Genomic DNA, 18,364 nt, shown 5'->3' with positions numbered 1-18,364 from the left:
CATGTCCCAACGCGCCGAAACCTCAAACAGCCAGCCAAGTGCATCCCGCAACGGGCATAATGTGACGAATTCTCACTCTAACAACCAAAATACGATTCGGGTTCGCGGTGCGAGACAGCACAACCTGAAAAATATCGATCTGGAACTGCCACGCGATCAACTGATCGTTTTTACTGGCGTCTCCGGTTCGGGCAAGTCTTCCCTCGCTTTCGATACAATTTTTGCCGAGGGACAGCGCCGCTACGTCGAGTCTCTCAGCGCTTACGCGCGCCAGTTTTTGGGACAGTTGGACAAACCCGATGTGGACGCGATCGAAGGCTTGAGTCCGGCTATTTCGATCGACCAAAAGTCAACTTCTCATAACCCGCGATCGACTGTTGGCACTGTTACAGAAATTTACGATTATCTCAGATTGCTCTACGGTAGAGCCGGCGAACCGCACTGTCCGATTTGCGATCGCTGCATTGCGCCGCAGACAATTGATGAAATGTGCGATCGAGTCATGGCACTTCCCGACGGCACTCGCTTTCACCTTCTGGCACCAGTTGTGCGCGGAAAAAAAGGCACTCACCGCAAATTATTGTCGAGTTTAGCTGCGGAAGGATTTATTCGCGTCAAAGTTAACGGAGAAATTTTAGAACTTTCGGAAAATATCGAATTAGATAAAAATCTAACGCACAATATCGAGATAGTTGTGGATCGGTTAATTAAAAAACCCGGTTTAGAAGAACGTTTAGTTGATTCTCTGGCAACTTGTTTGCGCCATTCTGAGGGAATTGCGATTATTGAAGAGTTACCGAATGATGAAAATTCCGAACCACAGGGGCCGATCGTATTTTCCGAAAACTTTGCTTGTCCGGAACACGGCGCAGTAATGGAGGAACTTTCCCCCCGGTTATTTTCTTTTAATTCCCCCTACGGCGCGTGCCAGAACTGCCACGGTTTGGGGAGTTTGCGGACTTTTGCGCCGGAGTTGGTAATTCCCGACGAGAAAGCACCTCTTTATTGTGCGATCGCGCCTTGGTCAGACAAAGACAATTCCTATTATCTTTCTTTGCTTTGCAGTATTGCTGATACTTGCGGGTTTGATATCGACACTCCTTGGTATCGATTAAAGCCCGAACACCAGCGGGTGATTTTGTACGGCAATGAGCAAAAGCGCACCGCAGAAAGTAAAAAGCGCGACGGTAGCACTGATTTGAGGAGAGATTTTAATGGCGTGATTGCCATGTTGCAGCGCCAGTACGACGATACTGGTTCTGATTTGATCAAGCAAAAGTTGGAACAGTATCGGGTCGATCGCTCTTGCGAGGTTTGTCAGGGCAAACGGTTGAAACCCGAAGCGCTTTCGGTGCGGTTGGGACAGTACGGAATTGTGGATTTGACGAGCATTTCGATACGCGACTGTCGCGAACGAGTAAATAATTTGGGATTGAGCGATCGGCAATTCCAAATATCCGATTTAGCCCTGAGAGAAATCAAAGCAAGGCTGCAATTTTTGCTTGATGTCGGGTTAGATTACCTGACTTTAGACCGCGCAGCAATGACACTTTCTGGCGGAGAAGCCCAGCGAATTCGGCTGGCGACTCAAATCGGTTCTGGTTTGACAGGTGTTCTCTACGTTTTGGACGAACCGAGCATCGGACTGCATCAAAGAGACAACTTTCGCCTGTTGCAAACCTTAACAAAATTGCGCGATTTAGGCAATACTTTGATTGTCGTAGAACACGATGAAGAAACCATGCGAGCGGCCGACCATATTGTCGATATCGGGCCCGGTGCTGGCGTGCACGGCGGCAAAATTATCTCGGAAGGAAGTTTAGAAAATTTGCTGGCGGCTGAGGGATCTTTGACTGGTGCTTATTTGTCGGGAAAGCGAGTAATTGAAACCCCTAATGAAAGAAGAAAAGGCAACGGCAAAGCTCTCTCTATCATAAATGCGACGCGCAACAATTTAAAAAATATCGATGTGGAAATTCCGCTGGGCAAACTCGTCTGCGTGACCGGGGTTTCCGGTTCGGGAAAATCAACTTTAATCAATGAATTGCTGTACCCGTCGCTGCAACATTATATTACCAAAAAAGTGCCTTTACCACCCGATATGGACGCCCTCAAAACTAAAGGCGAACGCTCTCTAGAGGATGTGGTTGATAAGGTAATTGTCATCGATCAATCTCCCATCGGCCGCACTCCGCGTTCTAATCCCGCTACTTACACGGGAGTCTTTGATGTGATTCGGGATTTGTTTGCCGAAAGCATTGAAGCTAAGGCCAGAGGTTACAAAGCGGGGCAGTTTTCTTTTAACGTGAAAGGGGGAAGGTGCGAAGCTTGCGGCGGCCAAGGCGTGAACGTGATTTCGATGAATTTTCTGCCGGATGTTTACGTGCAGTGTGAGGTTTGCAAGGGTGCACGGTACAACCGGGAAACGCTGCAAGTTAAGTATAAAGGCAAGTCGATTTCTGATGTTTTGAACATGACGGTAGAGGAATCTTTGGAGATGTTTAAAAATATTCCCAGGGCGGGCGCCAGACTGCAAACTTTGGTTGATGTTGGTTTGGGTTACATTCAGTTGGGACAGCCGGCACCGACGCTTTCTGGGGGCGAAGCGCAGCGGGTAAAATTGGCAACGGAACTGTCGCGCCGCGCTACTGGGAAGACGCTTTATTTAATCGATGAACCGACGACTGGTTTGTCGTTTTATGATGTTCACCATTTGTTAAATGTGCTGCAAAGATTGGTGGATAAGGGGAATTCAATTTTGGTAATCGAACACAATTTAGATGTGATTCGGTGCTGCGATTGGGCGATCGATTTGGGACCTGAAGGGGGAGATAAGGGCGGGGAAATTATTGTGGCGGGGACGCCCGAGGAGGTGGCGGCTAATCAGAGGTCTTATACTGGGAAGTACTTGCAAACGGTTTTGCAGCAGCATCCTTTGGGGGAGGCTGTAGTCGTTAGTTAATAGTGAATTATGGCGTGGGATTCCTGTAAGTGAGTGCCACGCCTTTAGTGGAAGTTATCGCTCTAAGTTGAGTAAGCGCGAATGGGAGGTATAAAAACTGGTTGGTGAAGGCCAAAATAATCACGAAATAGCTGACATATTATTGTATCTAACTGAGGGAACGGTTGATTGATTCAACATGGGGAAGGTGATATGGTGATAGCAAGACCTTGTTTTTACGTTAAATAGCACGCTTAGTGATTGAGATCAGTGATATTAATCACATATAAGCAATGATTTATACTATATCCATTTCTACGGGAAGTTAGTATGATTGCTCGATTACTAAAATTACAAATACTATTCCGGTAGTATGAACTATCTAAGAAAAATTTCAGTAAAACTTTTTCATCACTTTAAAGACAGGCTGTCTAATACTGAAAAGAGTATATACCTAATTTTAGCTGCCTCATTAATTATTCCAGTTTCTCAATTAGTTTTTCAATTAATAGTTGAGAACAAATATGTGGTTTGTATTACTATAGGTATAATAGTGCTTACAATTGGTCTTTATCTATACTTAAAGCGACAAAGAGGTGTTAGAGATAATCATAAACTATATGATTTAGAAGATAAAAATAATTCAACTATAAATCATGACATCAACACAGGTGGCGGAAACTATAATGGAGTAATTGGAGGTAATTACATACAAGGTGATTATATAAAAATACAGGACAAGCGTGTAGACATTAGCAAAAATATTACTTCCATTCTTGATGATTTTCGACTTATTCTAACTAAAATGCAAAATCAAGGATATAGTACAGAGCAAGCAGTAACTCAAATGGCTAAGGAGTTAGCCGAAGAGACTCGAAAGAAGCCCTATGTTAAAGGTAAGTTTCATATTGATGAAAAGGCTGATGACAGTGAAGCTTTTGAAAAATTTGTTAAACGTTTAATTATAAGCAACCATCCCTTAAATCAAAAAATACCAATGTATGAAGTTGACTCAGGTTATGAAGGATCAGAAAATTATGGACCAAAAGTTAATTATAAAGGACATACAATTTATTTGGAATCAGACAAAGATGATTGGTGGTATTACAAAATAACTGGTTCCCTGTGTAATAAAAGTGGTAACTCTTTTGACAAAGACTTGGCAATCGATGAAGCAAAAGGGAAGATAGACGAAGCAAGATTTAGTAATTGGTAGATAGAAGTGTGCGACTGTAGCTCACTAATCAATCAGGTTTCAAATTTAAATTCTAATGATAACTTAAGGAGATATCAAGATGAATAACAATGAAAATTGGACTGTTAACACAGGTGGCGGTACTTTCAACAGACATATTCAAGGTAATTACATTCAGGGGAATTACAACGCCGCAGGAAAGCCTCAAAGCTTAGTAGAAGCAGCAAGCGAAATTCAAGCATTAATCAAACAGCTAGAAACAAGTTATCCTAGCGATACACCAGGAAGAGATAAGGTAGTGGCCAAGGAAGTGGTTAAACACCTCGAAAGTAACCCAACACTGAAACAAAAAGTTATAAATGGTGTTACAGAAGGTAGTCTAGCAGCGTTTGAAAAAGCTATCGATAATCCGGCTGGGGCCTTTATTACTGGATTCATCAAAGGCTGGAAGGAATTTAGGTAATAATTTTTTTAAAGATTGGTAGCCAGACTGGTGAATTTGTTATGGCATTAACATCTCATGTTGTTCATAGTGTCGGATGTAAATCCTTGGGTACAATCTAAAAATGGCAAAGGATCTCTTCCACAACACGGTGAAAATCGCCCTACAAAAAGATGGCTGGAAGATTACCCACGATCCCTACCAGTTACGCTATGGTGTTGCTGATGTCTACATCGATCTTGCAGCCGAAGAAGCGATCGCCGCTGAAAAAGAAGGACGTAAAATAGCTGTAGAAGTCAAAAGTTTCGCAGGTGGCTCCACCATTTCTGAATTCCACACCGCCCTCGGTCAATTCCTCAACTATCGCATTGCCATCGAAGTCTCTAGCGAACCAGAACGTATACTCTATCTGGCAGTGCCCACTGATACCTACCAAATGTTTCTCAGATTTGAACCCGCCAAAACTGTCATCGAACGTTATGAAATCCGACTAATTATTTACAATCCAACTCGTGAGGCGATCGACCAATGGATAGACTAAACGAATACCGCAAAATTGTTTGTGACTTTCTCGAAGACTTTTCTAAAAATGACGCAAATGCTCAGTTAATCTTCGATATCGCCCGCGATCGATACCTCGTTATGCACAACGAATGGCGCGAGGAATATCGCATCTATGGGTGTGCCATGCAGCTCGATATCATTGAAGATAAAATCTGGATTCAACACAACAGTACCGAAATCTACATCGATCGAGAACTGATTCAACGTGGCGTGTCTCCTCAAGATATCATTCTTGGGTTTCGCTCCCCCAGCATCCGAAAACTCCTTGCCGCCAACTCTTGCTAGAGACAAAGGTTGGGAACAGTTAGATGGATAAGTAGTTAGACAGAATAAATTACACAAAATAGAATCTGAAATTCTCTTCCCGTAAGCTTTGCAACATTATATATAGCAAGTCTATTTGAGTCATGAATGTAGAACCACCTGCAACGCTTGTAATCATTGAATCGATTGTTTACAAATCAAATGGTTTTGCTATATGTGTAAATATTTCTGTCTCGGTTTTCGCATATATATTTTATGCTCGATACCCCAACTGTCACAAAGCAGAATCTGGGATTCAAAATTAACTATCTTGAATAGTGGGAGACATCGCCATATTTTGTGCTTGTTGCTGCATGAATTCAATGTCCGATCGCGACCAAGTGCGAGGCCCGCTGCACTGATGAGCAATTAACAGCCCCCACAGTCCTTTGTTCGTTAAAATAGGCACAACTAAATTGGCGCGAACTTTCAGGCTACGCAGAAAATCTCGGTGGCATTGGTGAATTGGTTCTACTTCAATATCTGTAATTGCTCTAACTCTGCCGGCTTCGTACAAAGCAGCGTATTCGTCGTTAAAACATTCGTCTGGCCCTGTTGAACCCAAGATTGAGAGTTCGATCGCACTCAACATCTCGTAAGTCACTCGACCTTGCCACTGTCTGTAAAAATAGTACAGTACGGCGCGATCGCTCTGCAAAAGTTCTCGAATGTCGTAGAGGGATTTTTCAACTAATACGTCGCGCTTTAGACGATCTGTCAAGCGGTTAACAATGTTTTGCAGCCGATCGCCCGACATAGTATTAACTCCTTTAATTCCTAGTACACTCGCCAGATATTAATTATTAAACTTGCACAATCACCACACCTCAAATTGTTGCGCTTCGGCATTTTCGCGCGCTTGAAAATGAGGAATTTTTGGCTTAACAGTTGTCTGGAGGCCAGCGACATTATACTATTATTTTGACAGAGATAGCAATCTTTTTGGGAAACAGGCGATCGCCTCGGGCCCCGCAAGCTAGGGATTTTTTGGTGCGAAGAACTACCGGCGGGACGCCGCTTCCACAAATGAACAGGAAAGGAAGAGTTTACAAGTGCTGGGAGAATTGCTAGATATGCCTAAAGTTGGTTCCTCTTCAAGAGAGGAACTGCTACGATATCTCGATAGCGAGAGGAAGCATCAAATATGTCTGTGCTAGAAGCTGCTTGGAAACACGAATTTATCCCTACGAACGGCATTAAACTGCACTATGTCACTCAAGGTTCTGGGCCGCTGATGCTGATGCTGCACGGATTTCCTGAATTTTGGTATTCTTGGCGGCATCAAATCCCGGAATTTGCATCAGATTATAAAGTAGTCGCTGTAGATCTCAGGGGTTACAACGACAGCGACAAACCTCACGATCAATCTGCTTACGTGATGGCAGAGTTTGTGCAAGATGTCAAGGGAATTATTCAGGGTTTGGGATACGAAAGTTGCGTCTTAGTTGGTCACGACTGGGGAGGCGCGATCGCCTGGAGTTTTGCTTATGCTTATCCCCAAATGGTGGATAAATTAATTGTGATGAATCTACCACATCCGGCAAAGTTTGCTGAAGGGTTACGCACTCCTCAACAATTGCTGAGGAGTTGGTACATCTTTTTATTTCAGTTGCCAATTTTGCCGGAGTTGTTAATTCAGTTGGGCGACTATCAGGCAATTTCTGCTGCTTTGGAAGGTATGGCAGTGGACAAAAGCACCTTTACCCCCTCAGATATCGAAGCTTACAAAGATGCGGCGGCCAAACGGGGCGCTCTGACTGCTACTATCAATTATTACCGCAATATTGCTCGCGGATTTCTCGATCGCCAGAATTGGAGCGTGCTGCAAGTTCCGACGCTGATGATTTGGGGAGAAAATGATGCCGCCCTCGGCAAAGAGTTAAGCTATGGAACCGCAGATTACGTCCGGGATTTTCAGATTCATTACATTCCTAATTGCAGCCACTGGGTACACCAGGAACAGCCGCAGTTAGTGAATCGGTACATGAGAGATTTTTTGGCAAGTAAGTTCATTTAATATCATATCCAGTTTGATCGGAATGCTACTGAGCCTGGGAGTAGGACGATCGCGATTCACTCGGAAAATTATTATTCTCATGCCAGCAGAGACATTCACCGACTGCTGATGCCCTCCGTCGTGCGCCCGCTCATTTCGCTGGGGTGAATGCGGTAGATTGCAATTACCTCCGCACGTCCCGGCGAGTCAATCCAGGTGCGATTGATGGCGGGTGAAAGTGTGGGGTTGTGTTGTTTGACCAATTGCATCACGCGATCGATGTCTTGGTGTTCCGTGAGGCGTGATGATCGCCAGTTCACATTAAATATAATCTCTGGTATAAAAATATAAACTCTCCAAAAAGATGGAAGGTAAAATGATATAATTTTTGACATTCCCAACATAAAAAATTGGGAGTAAGCAAATCAAATCTTCACAGTCAGTTTTTATGACACCAGACATCTTGGCAGCGCAGCAGCAAAGAAATCACCGCATAATTGTCTGGGTACTGATTGGTCTGACGCTGCTGGGACTGGCATCCCGCCTTTATTTGGCGTGGCGCACCAACCAAACTCTCCCCGATACCCCCGCCCGTCTGACGGGCGACGAACCGGGCTATGAGGGTTTGGCATACTGGTTGCTGAAGGGTCATTTTTTTGAGTGGCCGGGCAGGACGCCAGTTTATCCCTTTTTTGTGGCTGGATGCTATGTAATTTTTGGTCGCTCTCCCGCATCTGTAGTCTACGTACAAGCTTTTTTGGGAGCGACAACCATACCGCTAACTTTTATCCTGGCACGGCGTTTTACTGGCGCTCAAAGTTCCTTAGTAGCGGCTGGATTAATGGCCATAGATCCCTCCCTCATTTTTCATGTCAGGCGGTTGCAAACAGAGATTTTATACACGCCTTTAATACTTTTAACCGTGCTGGGTTTGCTGTGGGCATTGGAACAGCCGCAGTGGCAAAATTTTTCATTAGCAGGTGCGCTGTTGGCAATTACGAATCTTTGTCGGCCGACAGGGATGTTGCTTCCAGCAATTGTGCCACTATTGATGCCGCGCCAATGGCATTTTAAGCGCAAGATAGCTTTGTTTCTTGCTTATTTAAGCGCAATTATTATCATTACTGCACCTTGGACTTACCACAATTATCGAACTCACAAAACTTTTTTGATTTACAGCGTTTCTACGGCGCTCCTGTGGCAAGGAAGTCCCGAGTTTTATCATTTGGCTTTTGAAAAATTGCCAAAACGCCATATTGTTCAGATTTGGCAGGAAGAACTCAATCCGGCTAGGAATGGGGGACACGATGCTTTTACAATTGAGGGCGATCGCTATTTTACCAAACGGGCGATCGCTTCCATCCTCCGCGAGCCTGCTGTCTATCTCTGGTATTGTTTGCAAAAGGCAGTTTTTTTCTGGTTGGGAAACCCTATAAGTGACTGGCCTTATCAGGATCTGTTTAATGTGAAGGCAATGCGACTATTCTTTTCGCCGCCACGGATAGTCGGCATTTTAGCTGCGCGAAATTTGCCTGTATTTGCTGCTTTGGGCATGATAGTTTTGCGACCTCGCTGGCGGGAGTTTTTGCCGCTGTTGCTAGTCTGTGCCTATTTTACTGTGATTCATGCGCTCACTTTTACAGAAGTTCGGCACAGCGAGCCGCTGCACCCGATTTTGGCGGTCGTAATTGCTACGGCGGCGGGAGAACTTCAGCGTCGCTTGAAGTTAATTAGTCAGTAGGTATTAGGCAGTTTGTCATGAGTTATTAACCCACTGTTCTCAAAAAGAATTATTCGGAATTTTACCATGGCCATTTTAATGGCTCTTGGCATAGGGTTGTTCAGCGTCACGACCACTTTTGCTCAAAACATCGAAACAGTTAAATTTTCCGGTACTGCTGCGGGTTGTTAGCACTCGCTACATCGGTGCACTCGAGGGCCATATCAATTTCGACATCAAAGATTTGCAACATTTGGGAATTAATACTTACCGCATTTACGGCAGGAGGTCCCGGTGGGAACCCGAAGATGATGATGCTAAATACGGCTGGCCAGAAATATCCCAAATTCAGGCAAATCCAAATATAATTAATTGGGCGCATTGGGATCAGATTATGACTAATCCGCCCCAGGGTAGCGATTATTGGTGGTCTGGAGAACCCGTTACAGTTTGGCAAGGCAATGCCAAAACTATTTTTAATAGTCTCAAACAAGCAAATATTCGCCCCGTGGCGAGTATTCGGAATGTAGATAATTGCTGGAATCCGAGTTGGGCGCTGCAACTGAATCCGCCGCGCACAGGAGAAGATTGGAACGAGTGGTGGGAACAGGTTTTTGCTACGGTTTAGTGGCTGAATGTTCTCAATGATTACCGCGTTGATGATTGGGAAATTCACAACGAACCGGATAATCGGGATCAGGGCTGGGGCGGGACTAAGGCTGACTATTTTGAATTGGTTAAGGTGGCAAAAGATGCGATGATCGAGTTTGTTTATAAAACTTATTTGCCCGATCGCACTTACCGCATCCACTGCCCGAAAACCGTAGGAGGCAGCAATTTGCCGGCTAGTGCTTTGCAGGAAATACCCAATTATTTCACTACAGTCAATGTCCACAACTACGATGCAGATATTTCTAACTACACCCGCAAAGTGCGCGGCTGGACGAACGGTACTGTCCGCGCTAACTCGCAGCTTTGGGTAGGAGAATGGGGAAGTTACGAGATTAGCTACGGCGATTTATCTTTAGCTTTAAATTTGATTAAGAATTTGATTCGAGGTTCCCAACCGGGGGATAATTATATTGACGGCAGTCACATATTCTGTTTGTACGACTGGGGAAAGCTGGGACAGGCGGAAGGTTTGCTAGGGGACGGGGGAAAACGGCGCGCGGGCTACTATGCTTTGCGGATGAGAATTAGGGCTTTGCAGGGCGGGAAAGCTACCTTTTTTCCTATCACTAACAGTTCGGATTTAATGGCACTTGCTACTCTTGATGCTAGCAAGAATGTTTACTTGCTGGTTGTCAATGACCGAGCAACATCTTACACTGTTAATGCAGATATTTCGGAGCTGATAAAAACTGGTAATGGCACGGTGCGGGAGTTCAGTTCTAAAACAATGGATGAGGTTGTTGGTAGCTTAAGGCTCAAGGGCTGCAATGCGAGTTTTGCACTGGCGGGGAACAGCGCTATTCTCATCAAGTTCGATCGGCAGAATTGAAGCTCAAATCATCGGGGCCCTAATTGGGATAAGATAGAATTAGTTATGCTCAGAATTATTTATTTTCTGCCTGTTTAGCCCTGGAACCCTGAAACCCTGGAACCCTCGAACCCCTAATTGCACAGTTGCCATACCTAAGTCGTCCTGTTGTGATTCCCCTCCTGTCGCTGGTAAATTGGTAGCGTGCAGGTATCTTGCCTCAAACAGAATGCGAGCGAGAGTTCCGTTGAGGGGCAGAAAGTAGGGTGCAGTCTAGACAATCGCAGAAATTCTTGCTCGTAAACCCGCAGCAGTTAGGCTAAGCGAGGAGTTACCCGCCCGCCTTCATCTGGGCCCTCTGGCAGATAGCATTGGTTCTGAAAGTCAGAAGCCGTCAATTATCAGGATATGGCACGGAATTAATTTTAAATGCCAAGATGCTGGAAGTAGGGGTGAGTTTAATCGTACAGAAACTTTGAGCGCGCTTGGAAATCTCGCGGACAAAGCCTCTCAATCAATCTGCTGCTTGCGATCGGGTTTTTCCAACAAATATCACTTTTATGCCCCCTGATGTTTATTCCCTCCCTCAGTCAGGTCATCAACCGCAATCCCCTCACCGTCACCCCTGAGACGCCCATAGAAAAGGCGATCGAGCTGATGAGTAGCACAGGAGCCAGTTACGTCCTCGTGGTAGAAACACGCGGGAATTCTCAACTCGGAAATCCCATGAACGGAACTTCCCCACAATCGCGGGAACAGTCGGGTTTCTACAACGGTGTACCGCGTGCGTTACACGCAGGAGGCAACGGGCTGCCTCACAACGGCTCAAAAGCTCCCTATCCGACGAGCAGCCAGACAGTGCTGGGGATTTTTACAGCGCGAGATATCGTACAGCTAAATTCCATCGGCGCTGCTTTGAGGGGATTTGCGATCGAGCAAATAATGATCCGAAGCGTAACTGTAGCCCGAGAATCGGAAATTCCCGACTTTTTTGCCTTAGCAAATCTCCTGGAGAAAAATCAGATCAGCCATTTGCCCGTCGTCAGCGACACTGAAGAACTTGTCGGTTTAATTAGCTCTCAAAGCTTGGTGCAAATGTTGCAGGGAATTGGGGAATCGACACCAAAAGCAATTAGCAGCGCTTCGCCACCGGCGGCTTTCGCGTTCCCTCCGCCGCTGCCAATTCTGAATCAGAAATTAGAGCTACCCGCAAGTTTAATTAAACTTTATCAAATCCCTCAAATAGCAGGATCGCGAATAATTCACGCTCCTTCTAATTCTTCGGTTCGCTATTTGGCGCAACTGATGTTTAGACACAATGTTAGTTATGTATTAATCACTGAAACCCCCGATCAACACTCGACTGGTGCGGCTCACAATTCCAAATTTACAAATCCCAACATTCACAAACTGGTTGGGGTGGTAAGTTCGCGGGATATTGTGCAGTTGCAGGCGCTGGGAAGAGACTCTAACAAAATTAAAGCGGGAGCAATTTGCAGCAGTTCGCCACCGCTGGTGCGATCGCACTCTACACTCGAAGCAGCCGTCGCCCTGCTGCAAAAACACTACTGCCAGTTGCCTTTATTAGTCATTAACGAAACAAATCACCCGATCGGGATTATCAATCCTAAAACTATCCTTTTACAAGCGCTGGATTCAAAATCTCTGCATTCTGGCTTGATCGCTTTGCAGCGCCAGCTAGAATCTAGCAACGCTCAATACAAAAAACTCTCTGCAGAAATACAGCGGACTGCAGCAAATAGCCACGAGGTGGCTGAAATTTCTCACCACAGTTTCGTAGAGCAGCCAAATCTCCCCCCTCCAGTCAACAATCAGGGGATTTGGGACTGGAATCTCGAAACAGATGAGTTTTTTTATTCCGCGCGGTGGCAAGAAATGCTGGGCTACCAAGAAGGGGAAATCTCGAATCGCCGATCGGAATGGTGGAGTCGCATCCACCGAGATGATATTGACTCAGTAAAGGGAGCTTTAGAAGAACACTTCGCCCAAAAGACACCGGATTTTGCAGCAGAATATCGGATGTACTGTAAAGACGGCAGCACTGTCTGGGTGCTGAACCGTGGTCAAGTTTTACGCAGCGCTACTGGCAAACCGCTGCGGGTAGTAGGAACTCATACAGATATTACTCTAAACAAGCAGTTTGAAGTCAAAAACCGCGAGCATGATCGGGAGCAGTTCCAACTATTTGACTCTTTGAAAGCAACAGTAATTTTCCACATAGATGCGGCGGGGGTTTGGAAATTTCTCAACCGCGCTTGGACGGAAATTACGAATTTTTCGGTTTCCGAAAGTTTGGAAACTAATTTTGTAGAGTGGGTGCATCCAGATGAGCGCGAGCAATGTGCAAATTTATTGGAGTCTTTGCTGTCGGGGAAGTCGGAATTTGAACGGCGAGAACTGCGATTTAAATCCAAGTCGGTTTCGGGGAAAAACTCCTTGGGAATTCACACTAATTCCGGCTTTGTTTCCGTGGAACTATTTGCCCAACTCCGCCGGAATTCCCAAGGCCAAATAGCGGGAATTTTCGGGACTTTGCACGATGTCTGCAACCGCCTCGAAGGAGTTGAGGATCTGCGGGAAAGCGAGCGGGCAATTCGATCGCTCTACGAGGTAATGGTGACCTCGGAAGGATCTTTTGACGATCGAACGATCCGGTTGCTGGCAATGGGCTGTAGTCAGTTTGGGATGGATATCGGGCTGTTGGGCAGGGTTTTGGGCGATCGCTACGAAGTGATTGCGGCTTATGTACCGGAAGATTTTCCCTTTGGATTTGCTAAAGGAGACGGTTTTGCTTTGAGCAGAACCTTTGAGCGAGAGGTTTTGCGATCGAGCGAACCTATTTCTGTCGAATCAGCCGGCACTACTCAGTGGCGGAACCACCCCGCTTACAGCGTCCGCAAGTTGGAGGCTTTTGTGGGGACGAAGGTAATAGTGCAAGGGCGGATTTTTGGCACTTTGAGCTTTACTTCCCGCACCACTAAATCTCCTTTTAAACCGCTGAATTTTGAAATTTTAAAGTTGATGGGCAATTACATCGGCGCAGAAATTGCCCGCGAAGAGCGAGAGCGAACTTTGCAACGTCAGTACCAGCGCGTTTTACTACTCAAACAAATTACTCAAAAAGTGCGATCGACCTTAGACACTCAAGAAATTTTTCAAACTACCGCCACCCAAATCGGCCGCGTATTTGGTGTCAATCGCTGTACAATTCACACCTATCTTTCCGAACCTTATCCCCACCTTCCTTGCGTCGCAGAATACTTAGAACCAGGTCACGAATCGGCTTTAGATTTAGAACTTTCTGTTACTTATAACCCCTACACAGAAAAACTCCTCGCTGAAGATATAGCCCTGGCATCTCCCGATGTGTTTGCCGATCCTTTGCTGGAATCTTCGGGGCCGATGTGTCGCCGCATCGGATTAAAATCTATGTTGGCTGTTCGCACTTCCTATCAAGGAGAACCGAATGGAATTATTACTTTGCACCAGTGCGATGCAACTCGCCAGTGGAATCCCGACGAAATAGAACTGTTAGAAGATGTTGCGGCTCAAGTTGGAATTACCTTAGCTCAAGCACAACTTTTAGAAACGGAAGTTCAGCGACAGCGACAGTTAGCCGAGCAAAATGAAGCTTTGGATCAAGCACGACAAGCGGCAGAAGTTGCTAATAGAGCTAAGAGCGAATTTTTAGCGACTATGAGTCACGAAATCCGCACTCCGATGAATGCGGTCATCGGGATGACCGGCTTGCTGCTGGATATGGAACTAACTCCTGAACAGCGGGACTTTGTGGAGACAATTCGTACCAGCGGCGATGCTTTGCTGACTATTATTAACGATATTCTCGACTTTTCCAAGATTGAATCTGGAAAATTGGATTTGGAACGCAGCCCGTTCGAGCTGCAAAACTGTATAGAAGAATCTCTGGAATTACTGGCTCCTAGAGCCTCAGAAAAAGGTTTAGAGCTGGCTTACTTTATTGATGATTCTGTTCCGAAAAACATTTTAGGAGATGTCACGAGGCTGCGCCAAATTTTGGTAAATCTGCTGGGCAATGCAGTTAAGTTTACAGAATCTGGAGAAATTGTGGTGTGCTGTACGGCTAGGCAAATTGAACAGGTAGCTGCTAACAGTTCGCCAGATAAAATTAATATTCTAGCGCCACAACCGCTAGCAATTAACCAGGGCGAGTTAGCACGTAGCAGACAATACGAGATTCAATTTGCTGTCCAAGATACGGGAATTGGCATTCCGCCAGACCGGATGGATCGCCTGTTTAAAGCTTTTTCGCAGGTGGATGCTTCGACAACGCGACATTATGGCGGGACGGGTTTGGGACTGGCTATCAGCCAGCGTTTGAGCGATATGATGGGCGGTACAATGTGGGTTGTCAGCCAGGTTACTCCCGGAAGTTCTAAGTCTCAACCGGCCGTTTCTGCGATCGGACAAAGTATCGCTGGGAGGTCGCCTGCAGAATTTACTTCGCCGTCGATGTCGGGTTCGGGTTCGATTTTTTATTTCACGGTGACTGCTGAAGCGAATGACATCCGGGCTGAGGAAAAAAGGCCGGAATTTGCCGCTGGTAAGCGCTTGTTAATTGTTGAGCATCATGCCATTAATCGGCAAGTTTTGATCCGGCAGGCAGAGTCTTGGGGAATGATACCCGTGGCTGTAACTTCGGGTGCTGAGGCTTTGGAAATCATCAAAGGAAACTCGCCGCTCGATTTAGCTATTTTGGCGATGAATCTACCAGATATGGACGGTGTGGCTTTGGCTGTGGAGATTCGGAAATTTGAGCTGAGCAATTTGTCCGGTGGCGACGGTCTAAATCCGAATGTCAGCGTTAAAAACCATCGCAAAATAGCACTACCTTTGGTGCTGTTTACTTATTTAAGTAAGGCAGAAGTTTGGAAAAAACTTGAAACTACAGAGGTACATTTTTCTGCTTTTTTAACTAAGCCTTTAAAACAGTCCCAGTTTTATAATGTGTTGCTGCAAGTTTTTGGATATGTTACTGGCAGAAGCGGTAGGGGAGAAGTTTCAAATGTGGTGACTTTGACTTCGGGATTGAAGTATTTTGAAAATTCTCAAGAACAGCACCGCGTGCAGCGGACGCCTGCTGTTTTGAGGCAGGTTGCGGCGAATTCAGCCGGACAGGATGCAACTAATTCTAGTCAAATTCGGATTTTGCTGGCTGAGGACAATGTGGTGAATCAAAAAGTCGCTACCCATTTGCTAGACAGGATAGGATATCGGGCAGATATTGCAGCTAATGGGTTGGAGGTTTTGGAGGCGCTGAAGCGGCAATCTTACGATGTTGTGCTGATGGATGTGCAGATGCCGAACATGGATGGGTTGGAAGCGACGCGCCGCATTTGTCAGGAATGGCCTGCTAACAAGAAGCCGAGAATTATTGCGATGACTGCTAATGCGATGCAGGGCGATCGCGAAAAGTGTCTGGAAGCAGGTATGGACGATTATATTACTAAGCCGGTGCGCCGGGAAGAGTTGGCGATCGCCTTGAGCAAGTGCTCACCTCTGATTCGGGATGAATTGGATGCGGTTACTGAGCAAAACAATCAAGATATTGCTGATCAAGTTGACAGTGATGCTGCGGCATCTTCCAGCGTTCAACCGGGAGGCGATTCGCCGATTGACTTTCATATTTTGCAAAATCTCCGCGAGCTAGATGATGATGAAGACCCAGATTTTTTGGGGGAGCTGATTAAGATATATTTGGTAGACGCACCGCAACATTTAGAAACTATTAAGGAGGCTATTTTTCTGGGCGATGCTGATAGTTTGAAGCTGGCTTCTCACACGCTGAAGTCGAGCAGCGCTAATTTAGGAGCGGTGTCTTTTTCTGCTGTTTGCAAGGAGTTGGAGTATATGGGTCGCGTGGCGGTTGAGTCTGGAGGGGAACAGGTTTTTGATGTGAGTACGGCGCGCGATCGCCTGTTGGAAGCTCAAGCGGAGTGGGAAAAGGTGCGGGCGGCTTTTGAGACGGAATTGGAAACGGGGAAGTTGCGATCGCAAATAGGGTAATTTGTTATATCAATTCCGGTTGCACTCCTCCGGAATTGTTGGCTGTTGACTGTTGACTGTTGACTGTTTGAACAATACCGATGCAACCGGAAACGATATTATTTGTTATTTGTTGGTTTTTGGTTGTTAGTTGTCAGTTTCAATAACCAATAACCACTGCCCAATGCCCAATGCCCAATGCCCAATGCCCATATTTAACTTTCACCTAAATATGCTTTGCGAACAGTTTCATTTGACTGCAAATCACTAGCAGTACCAGCGACTACAACCTGACCGGTTTGGATGACATAGCCGCGGTGGGCTACACTTAAAGCCATGCGGGCGTTTTGTTCCACCAGTAAAATAGTTGTTCCTTCAGCATTAATATCGCGGACGATCGCAAAAATTTGACTGACTAACATCGGTGCCAATCCCATACTCGGCTCGTCTAATAATAACAAGCGGGGGCGCGACATCAAAGCCCGGGCGATCGCCAACATTTGCTGTTCGCCGCCGCTGAGAGTTCCCCCTTTTTGACTAATTCTTTCTCGCAAACGAGGAAATAAATTTAATGCTTTTTCCATATCCGACTTGATACCGAGAGTATCGTTGCGGAGATAAGCACCCATTTCTAGGTTTTCTTGCACCGTCATTCGCGGAAAAATCAACCGCCCTTCGGGACTTTGAGAAATCCCCAAACGGACGATCGCCTCTGTAGATAGTGCTTCTAAAGGCTTTCCCTCAAATAATACAGTGCCTTGGCGCGGGCGCAGCAGTCCTTGAATCGTGCGGAGAGTAGTCGTTTTCCCCGCCCCGTTGCTGCCGATTAATGTCACAACTTCTCCCTGCGAGACTGTTAGCGATACTCCTTTGAGAGCGTGGATATTTCCGTAGTACGTGTGAATGTCTTTAATTTCCAACATAATTACTCTTTCGGCCTTGTGCTTTATTGTATTATCCCGACTAATTATAAAATTTTATTGCATTTATTTAAAATCTAACTTTTTTAGAGTAAGCAGTAATTTTACTTATATTAACACCCGCTCTAGCTCCCATACAATGTATTTTTAGTAGCTGTTGCGACCAACTTTACAGAATTTTTACTTAAACACAAGATTTCTTGACACTAGCTTTACAAAAATCTCTAAGTAAATAGGTAGTATCAATACGTAAGCCAAACCAACCGCTACAAGTGACCAATAACAGCACTTTAAATTTTTCAATTTTCAAATTTAAGGAGATTTACCATGAAATTCAATCACAGTATCGGAGCGATCGCATTTTTATTAGCAACTCCTTTAGTAACCAGCTTGAGTGTAGGTGTAGCGCCCAGCCGGGCTGCCACAATAGCAGGTTCTGCAGCAGCAGTAATGATTGACAACTTCAGTCACAGACCGACTGAGACAGGTACATTTACTAACACTTACGCTGGGACAATAGCTAACACCGGTTCAGTTACTAGCAAAGCGAACGCTAATGCAGTTTTTCTATCTAACTGTCACGAATTGCTGGCAGCAAATCTCTCGAAAAGTGGAGTCATAGGCAGCGGGAATAACTATTCCGGTTTAGCCCAAAGTCAAGCAGCAGTGATCGGCGACTTCTTCATTAGACCTCTTGCGAAAGTCTCAGGCGATCTCTAATTTAGTCTTTAAAGAAAGTTCATAATTATAAATGCCAG

The 18,364-nt window shown here is 45.5% G+C and carries 14 protein-coding genes; 11 read left to right on the top strand and 3 right to left on the bottom strand.

Annotated elements, in window-relative coordinates; translation table 11 throughout:
• Position 1: 1 nt before the first annotated feature.
• The 5 genes from uvrA to QT996_RS23065 all read left to right on the top strand — a co-directional run bounded on the left by uvrA (position 2) and on the right by QT996_RS23065 (position 5,427).
• Positions 2-2,962: an excinuclease ABC subunit UvrA gene (gene uvrA, locus QT996_RS23085; protein WP_333049284.1), complete on the top strand. Its 2,961-nt coding sequence runs from the start codon at positions 2-4 to the stop codon at positions 2,960-2,962.
• A gap of 352 nt (positions 2,963-3,314) precedes the next feature.
• On the top strand, positions 3,315-4,157 hold the full coding sequence (locus QT996_RS23080) for a hypothetical protein (protein WP_333049283.1): 843 nt from the start codon (positions 3,315-3,317) through the stop codon (positions 4,155-4,157).
• A gap of 79 nt (positions 4,158-4,236) precedes the next feature.
• Positions 4,237-4,599 (top strand): hypothetical protein, encoded by a 363-nt coding sequence (locus QT996_RS23075; RefSeq protein WP_333049282.1) that lies wholly within the window; start codon positions 4,237-4,239, stop codon positions 4,597-4,599.
• A gap of 103 nt (positions 4,600-4,702) precedes the next feature.
• Positions 4,703-5,119, top strand: a complete 417-nt coding sequence (locus tag QT996_RS23070) for a XisH family protein (protein ID WP_190736701.1) — start codon at positions 4,703-4,705, stop codon at positions 5,117-5,119.
• Positions 5,107-5,427: a XisI protein gene (locus tag QT996_RS23065; RefSeq protein ID WP_333049281.1), complete on the top strand. Its 321-nt coding sequence runs from the start codon at positions 5,107-5,109 to the stop codon at positions 5,425-5,427. The genes QT996_RS23070 and QT996_RS23065 overlap by 13 nt, the downstream gene beginning before the upstream one ends.
• A gap of 280 nt (positions 5,428-5,707) precedes the next feature.
• Here QT996_RS23065 and QT996_RS23060 read toward each other — a convergent pair whose 3' ends face one another.
• Entirely contained in the window at positions 5,708-6,202 is a 495-nt protein-coding gene (locus QT996_RS23060) for a GAF domain-containing protein (RefSeq protein WP_333049280.1), read from the bottom strand.
• 387 nt (positions 6,203-6,589) lie between these two features.
• Here QT996_RS23060 and QT996_RS23055 point away from each other — a divergent pair, with 387 nt between their 5' ends.
• Complete coding sequence (locus tag QT996_RS23055) at positions 6,590-7,462, top strand: alpha/beta hydrolase (protein WP_333049279.1); 873 nt, start codon at positions 6,590-6,592, stop codon at positions 7,460-7,462.
• 95 nt (positions 7,463-7,557) lie between these two features.
• Here the strand turns inward: QT996_RS23055 and QT996_RS23050 are convergent, their stop codons facing one another.
• Positions 7,558-7,761 carry a hypothetical protein gene (locus tag QT996_RS23050; RefSeq protein WP_333049277.1) on the bottom strand — a complete coding sequence of 68 codons (204 nt, stop codon included), beginning with the start codon at positions 7,759-7,761 and terminating at the stop codon, positions 7,558-7,560.
• 128 nt (positions 7,762-7,889) lie between these two features.
• Here QT996_RS23050 and QT996_RS23045 point away from each other — a divergent pair, with 128 nt between their 5' ends.
• From QT996_RS23045 to QT996_RS23030, 4 genes are all read left to right on the top strand, one after another.
• A complete protein-coding gene (locus tag QT996_RS23045; protein ID WP_333049275.1) occupies positions 7,890-9,182 on the top strand; it encodes a glycosyltransferase family 39 protein in 1,293 nt (430 codons plus the stop codon).
• 118 nt (positions 9,183-9,300) lie between these two features.
• Positions 9,301-9,789 carry a hypothetical protein gene (locus tag QT996_RS23040; RefSeq protein WP_333049274.1) on the top strand — a complete coding sequence of 163 codons (489 nt, stop codon included), beginning with the start codon at positions 9,301-9,303 and terminating at the stop codon, positions 9,787-9,789.
• 129 nt (positions 9,790-9,918) lie between these two features.
• Positions 9,919-10,662, top strand: a complete 744-nt coding sequence (locus QT996_RS23035) for a hypothetical protein (RefSeq protein WP_333049272.1) — start codon at positions 9,919-9,921, stop codon at positions 10,660-10,662.
• A 549-nt stretch (positions 10,663-11,211) separates the two neighbouring features.
• Positions 11,212-16,707, top strand: a complete 5,496-nt coding sequence (locus QT996_RS23030) for a response regulator (protein ID WP_333049270.1) — start codon at positions 11,212-11,214, stop codon at positions 16,705-16,707.
• A 194-nt stretch (positions 16,708-16,901) separates the two neighbouring features.
• Here the strand turns inward: QT996_RS23030 and QT996_RS23025 are convergent, their stop codons facing one another.
• Positions 16,902-17,609: an ABC transporter ATP-binding protein gene (locus QT996_RS23025; protein WP_006631855.1), complete on the bottom strand. Its 708-nt coding sequence runs from the start codon at positions 17,607-17,609 to the stop codon at positions 16,902-16,904.
• 324 nt (positions 17,610-17,933) lie between these two features.
• Between QT996_RS23025 and QT996_RS23020 the strand changes: the two genes are divergently transcribed.
• On the top strand, positions 17,934-18,326 hold the full coding sequence (locus tag QT996_RS23020; protein ID WP_333049269.1) for a hypothetical protein: 393 nt from the start codon (positions 17,934-17,936) through the stop codon (positions 18,324-18,326).
• The last annotated feature ends 38 nt before the right edge of the window (positions 18,327-18,364 follow it).

This window comes from Microcoleus sp. S13C4 (genome assembly GCF_036700865.1).
GTDB lineage: Bacteria > Cyanobacteriota > Cyanobacteriia > Cyanobacteriales > Microcoleaceae > Microcoleus.
This window is presented reverse-complemented; position numbering and strand designations above follow the sequence as displayed.

Bases quoted from the DNA above. Each gene is read 5' to 3' on its own strand.
- QT996_RS23025 (WP_006631855.1), bottom strand. From the start codon at position 17,609: ATGTTGGAAATTAAAGACATTCACACGTACTACGGAAATATCCACGCT.
- QT996_RS23070 (WP_190736701.1), top strand. From the start codon at position 4,703: ATGGCAAAGGATCTCTTCCACAACACGGTGAAAATCGCCCTACAAAAA.
- QT996_RS23035 (WP_333049272.1), top strand. From the start codon at position 9,919: ATGATCGAGTTTGTTTATAAAACTTATTTGCCCGATCGCACTTACCGC.
- QT996_RS23075 (WP_333049282.1), top strand. From the start codon at position 4,237: ATGAATAACAATGAAAATTGGACTGTTAACACAGGTGGCGGTACTTTC.
- QT996_RS23080 (WP_333049283.1), top strand. From the start codon at position 3,315: ATGAACTATCTAAGAAAAATTTCAGTAAAACTTTTTCATCACTTTAAA.
- QT996_RS23060 (WP_333049280.1), bottom strand. From the start codon at position 6,202: ATGTCGGGCGATCGGCTGCAAAACATTGTTAACCGCTTGACAGATCGT.
- QT996_RS23030 (WP_333049270.1), top strand. From the start codon at position 11,212: ATGTTTATTCCCTCCCTCAGTCAGGTCATCAACCGCAATCCCCTCACC.
- QT996_RS23065 (WP_333049281.1), top strand. From the start codon at position 5,107: ATGGATAGACTAAACGAATACCGCAAAATTGTTTGTGACTTTCTCGAA.
- QT996_RS23055 (WP_333049279.1), top strand. From the start codon at position 6,590: ATGTCTGTGCTAGAAGCTGCTTGGAAACACGAATTTATCCCTACGAAC.
- uvrA (WP_333049284.1), top strand. From the start codon at position 2: ATGTCCCAACGCGCCGAAACCTCAAACAGCCAGCCAAGTGCATCCCGC.
- QT996_RS23020 (WP_333049269.1), top strand. From the start codon at position 17,934: ATGAAATTCAATCACAGTATCGGAGCGATCGCATTTTTATTAGCAACT.
- QT996_RS23045 (WP_333049275.1), top strand. From the start codon at position 7,890: ATGACACCAGACATCTTGGCAGCGCAGCAGCAAAGAAATCACCGCATA.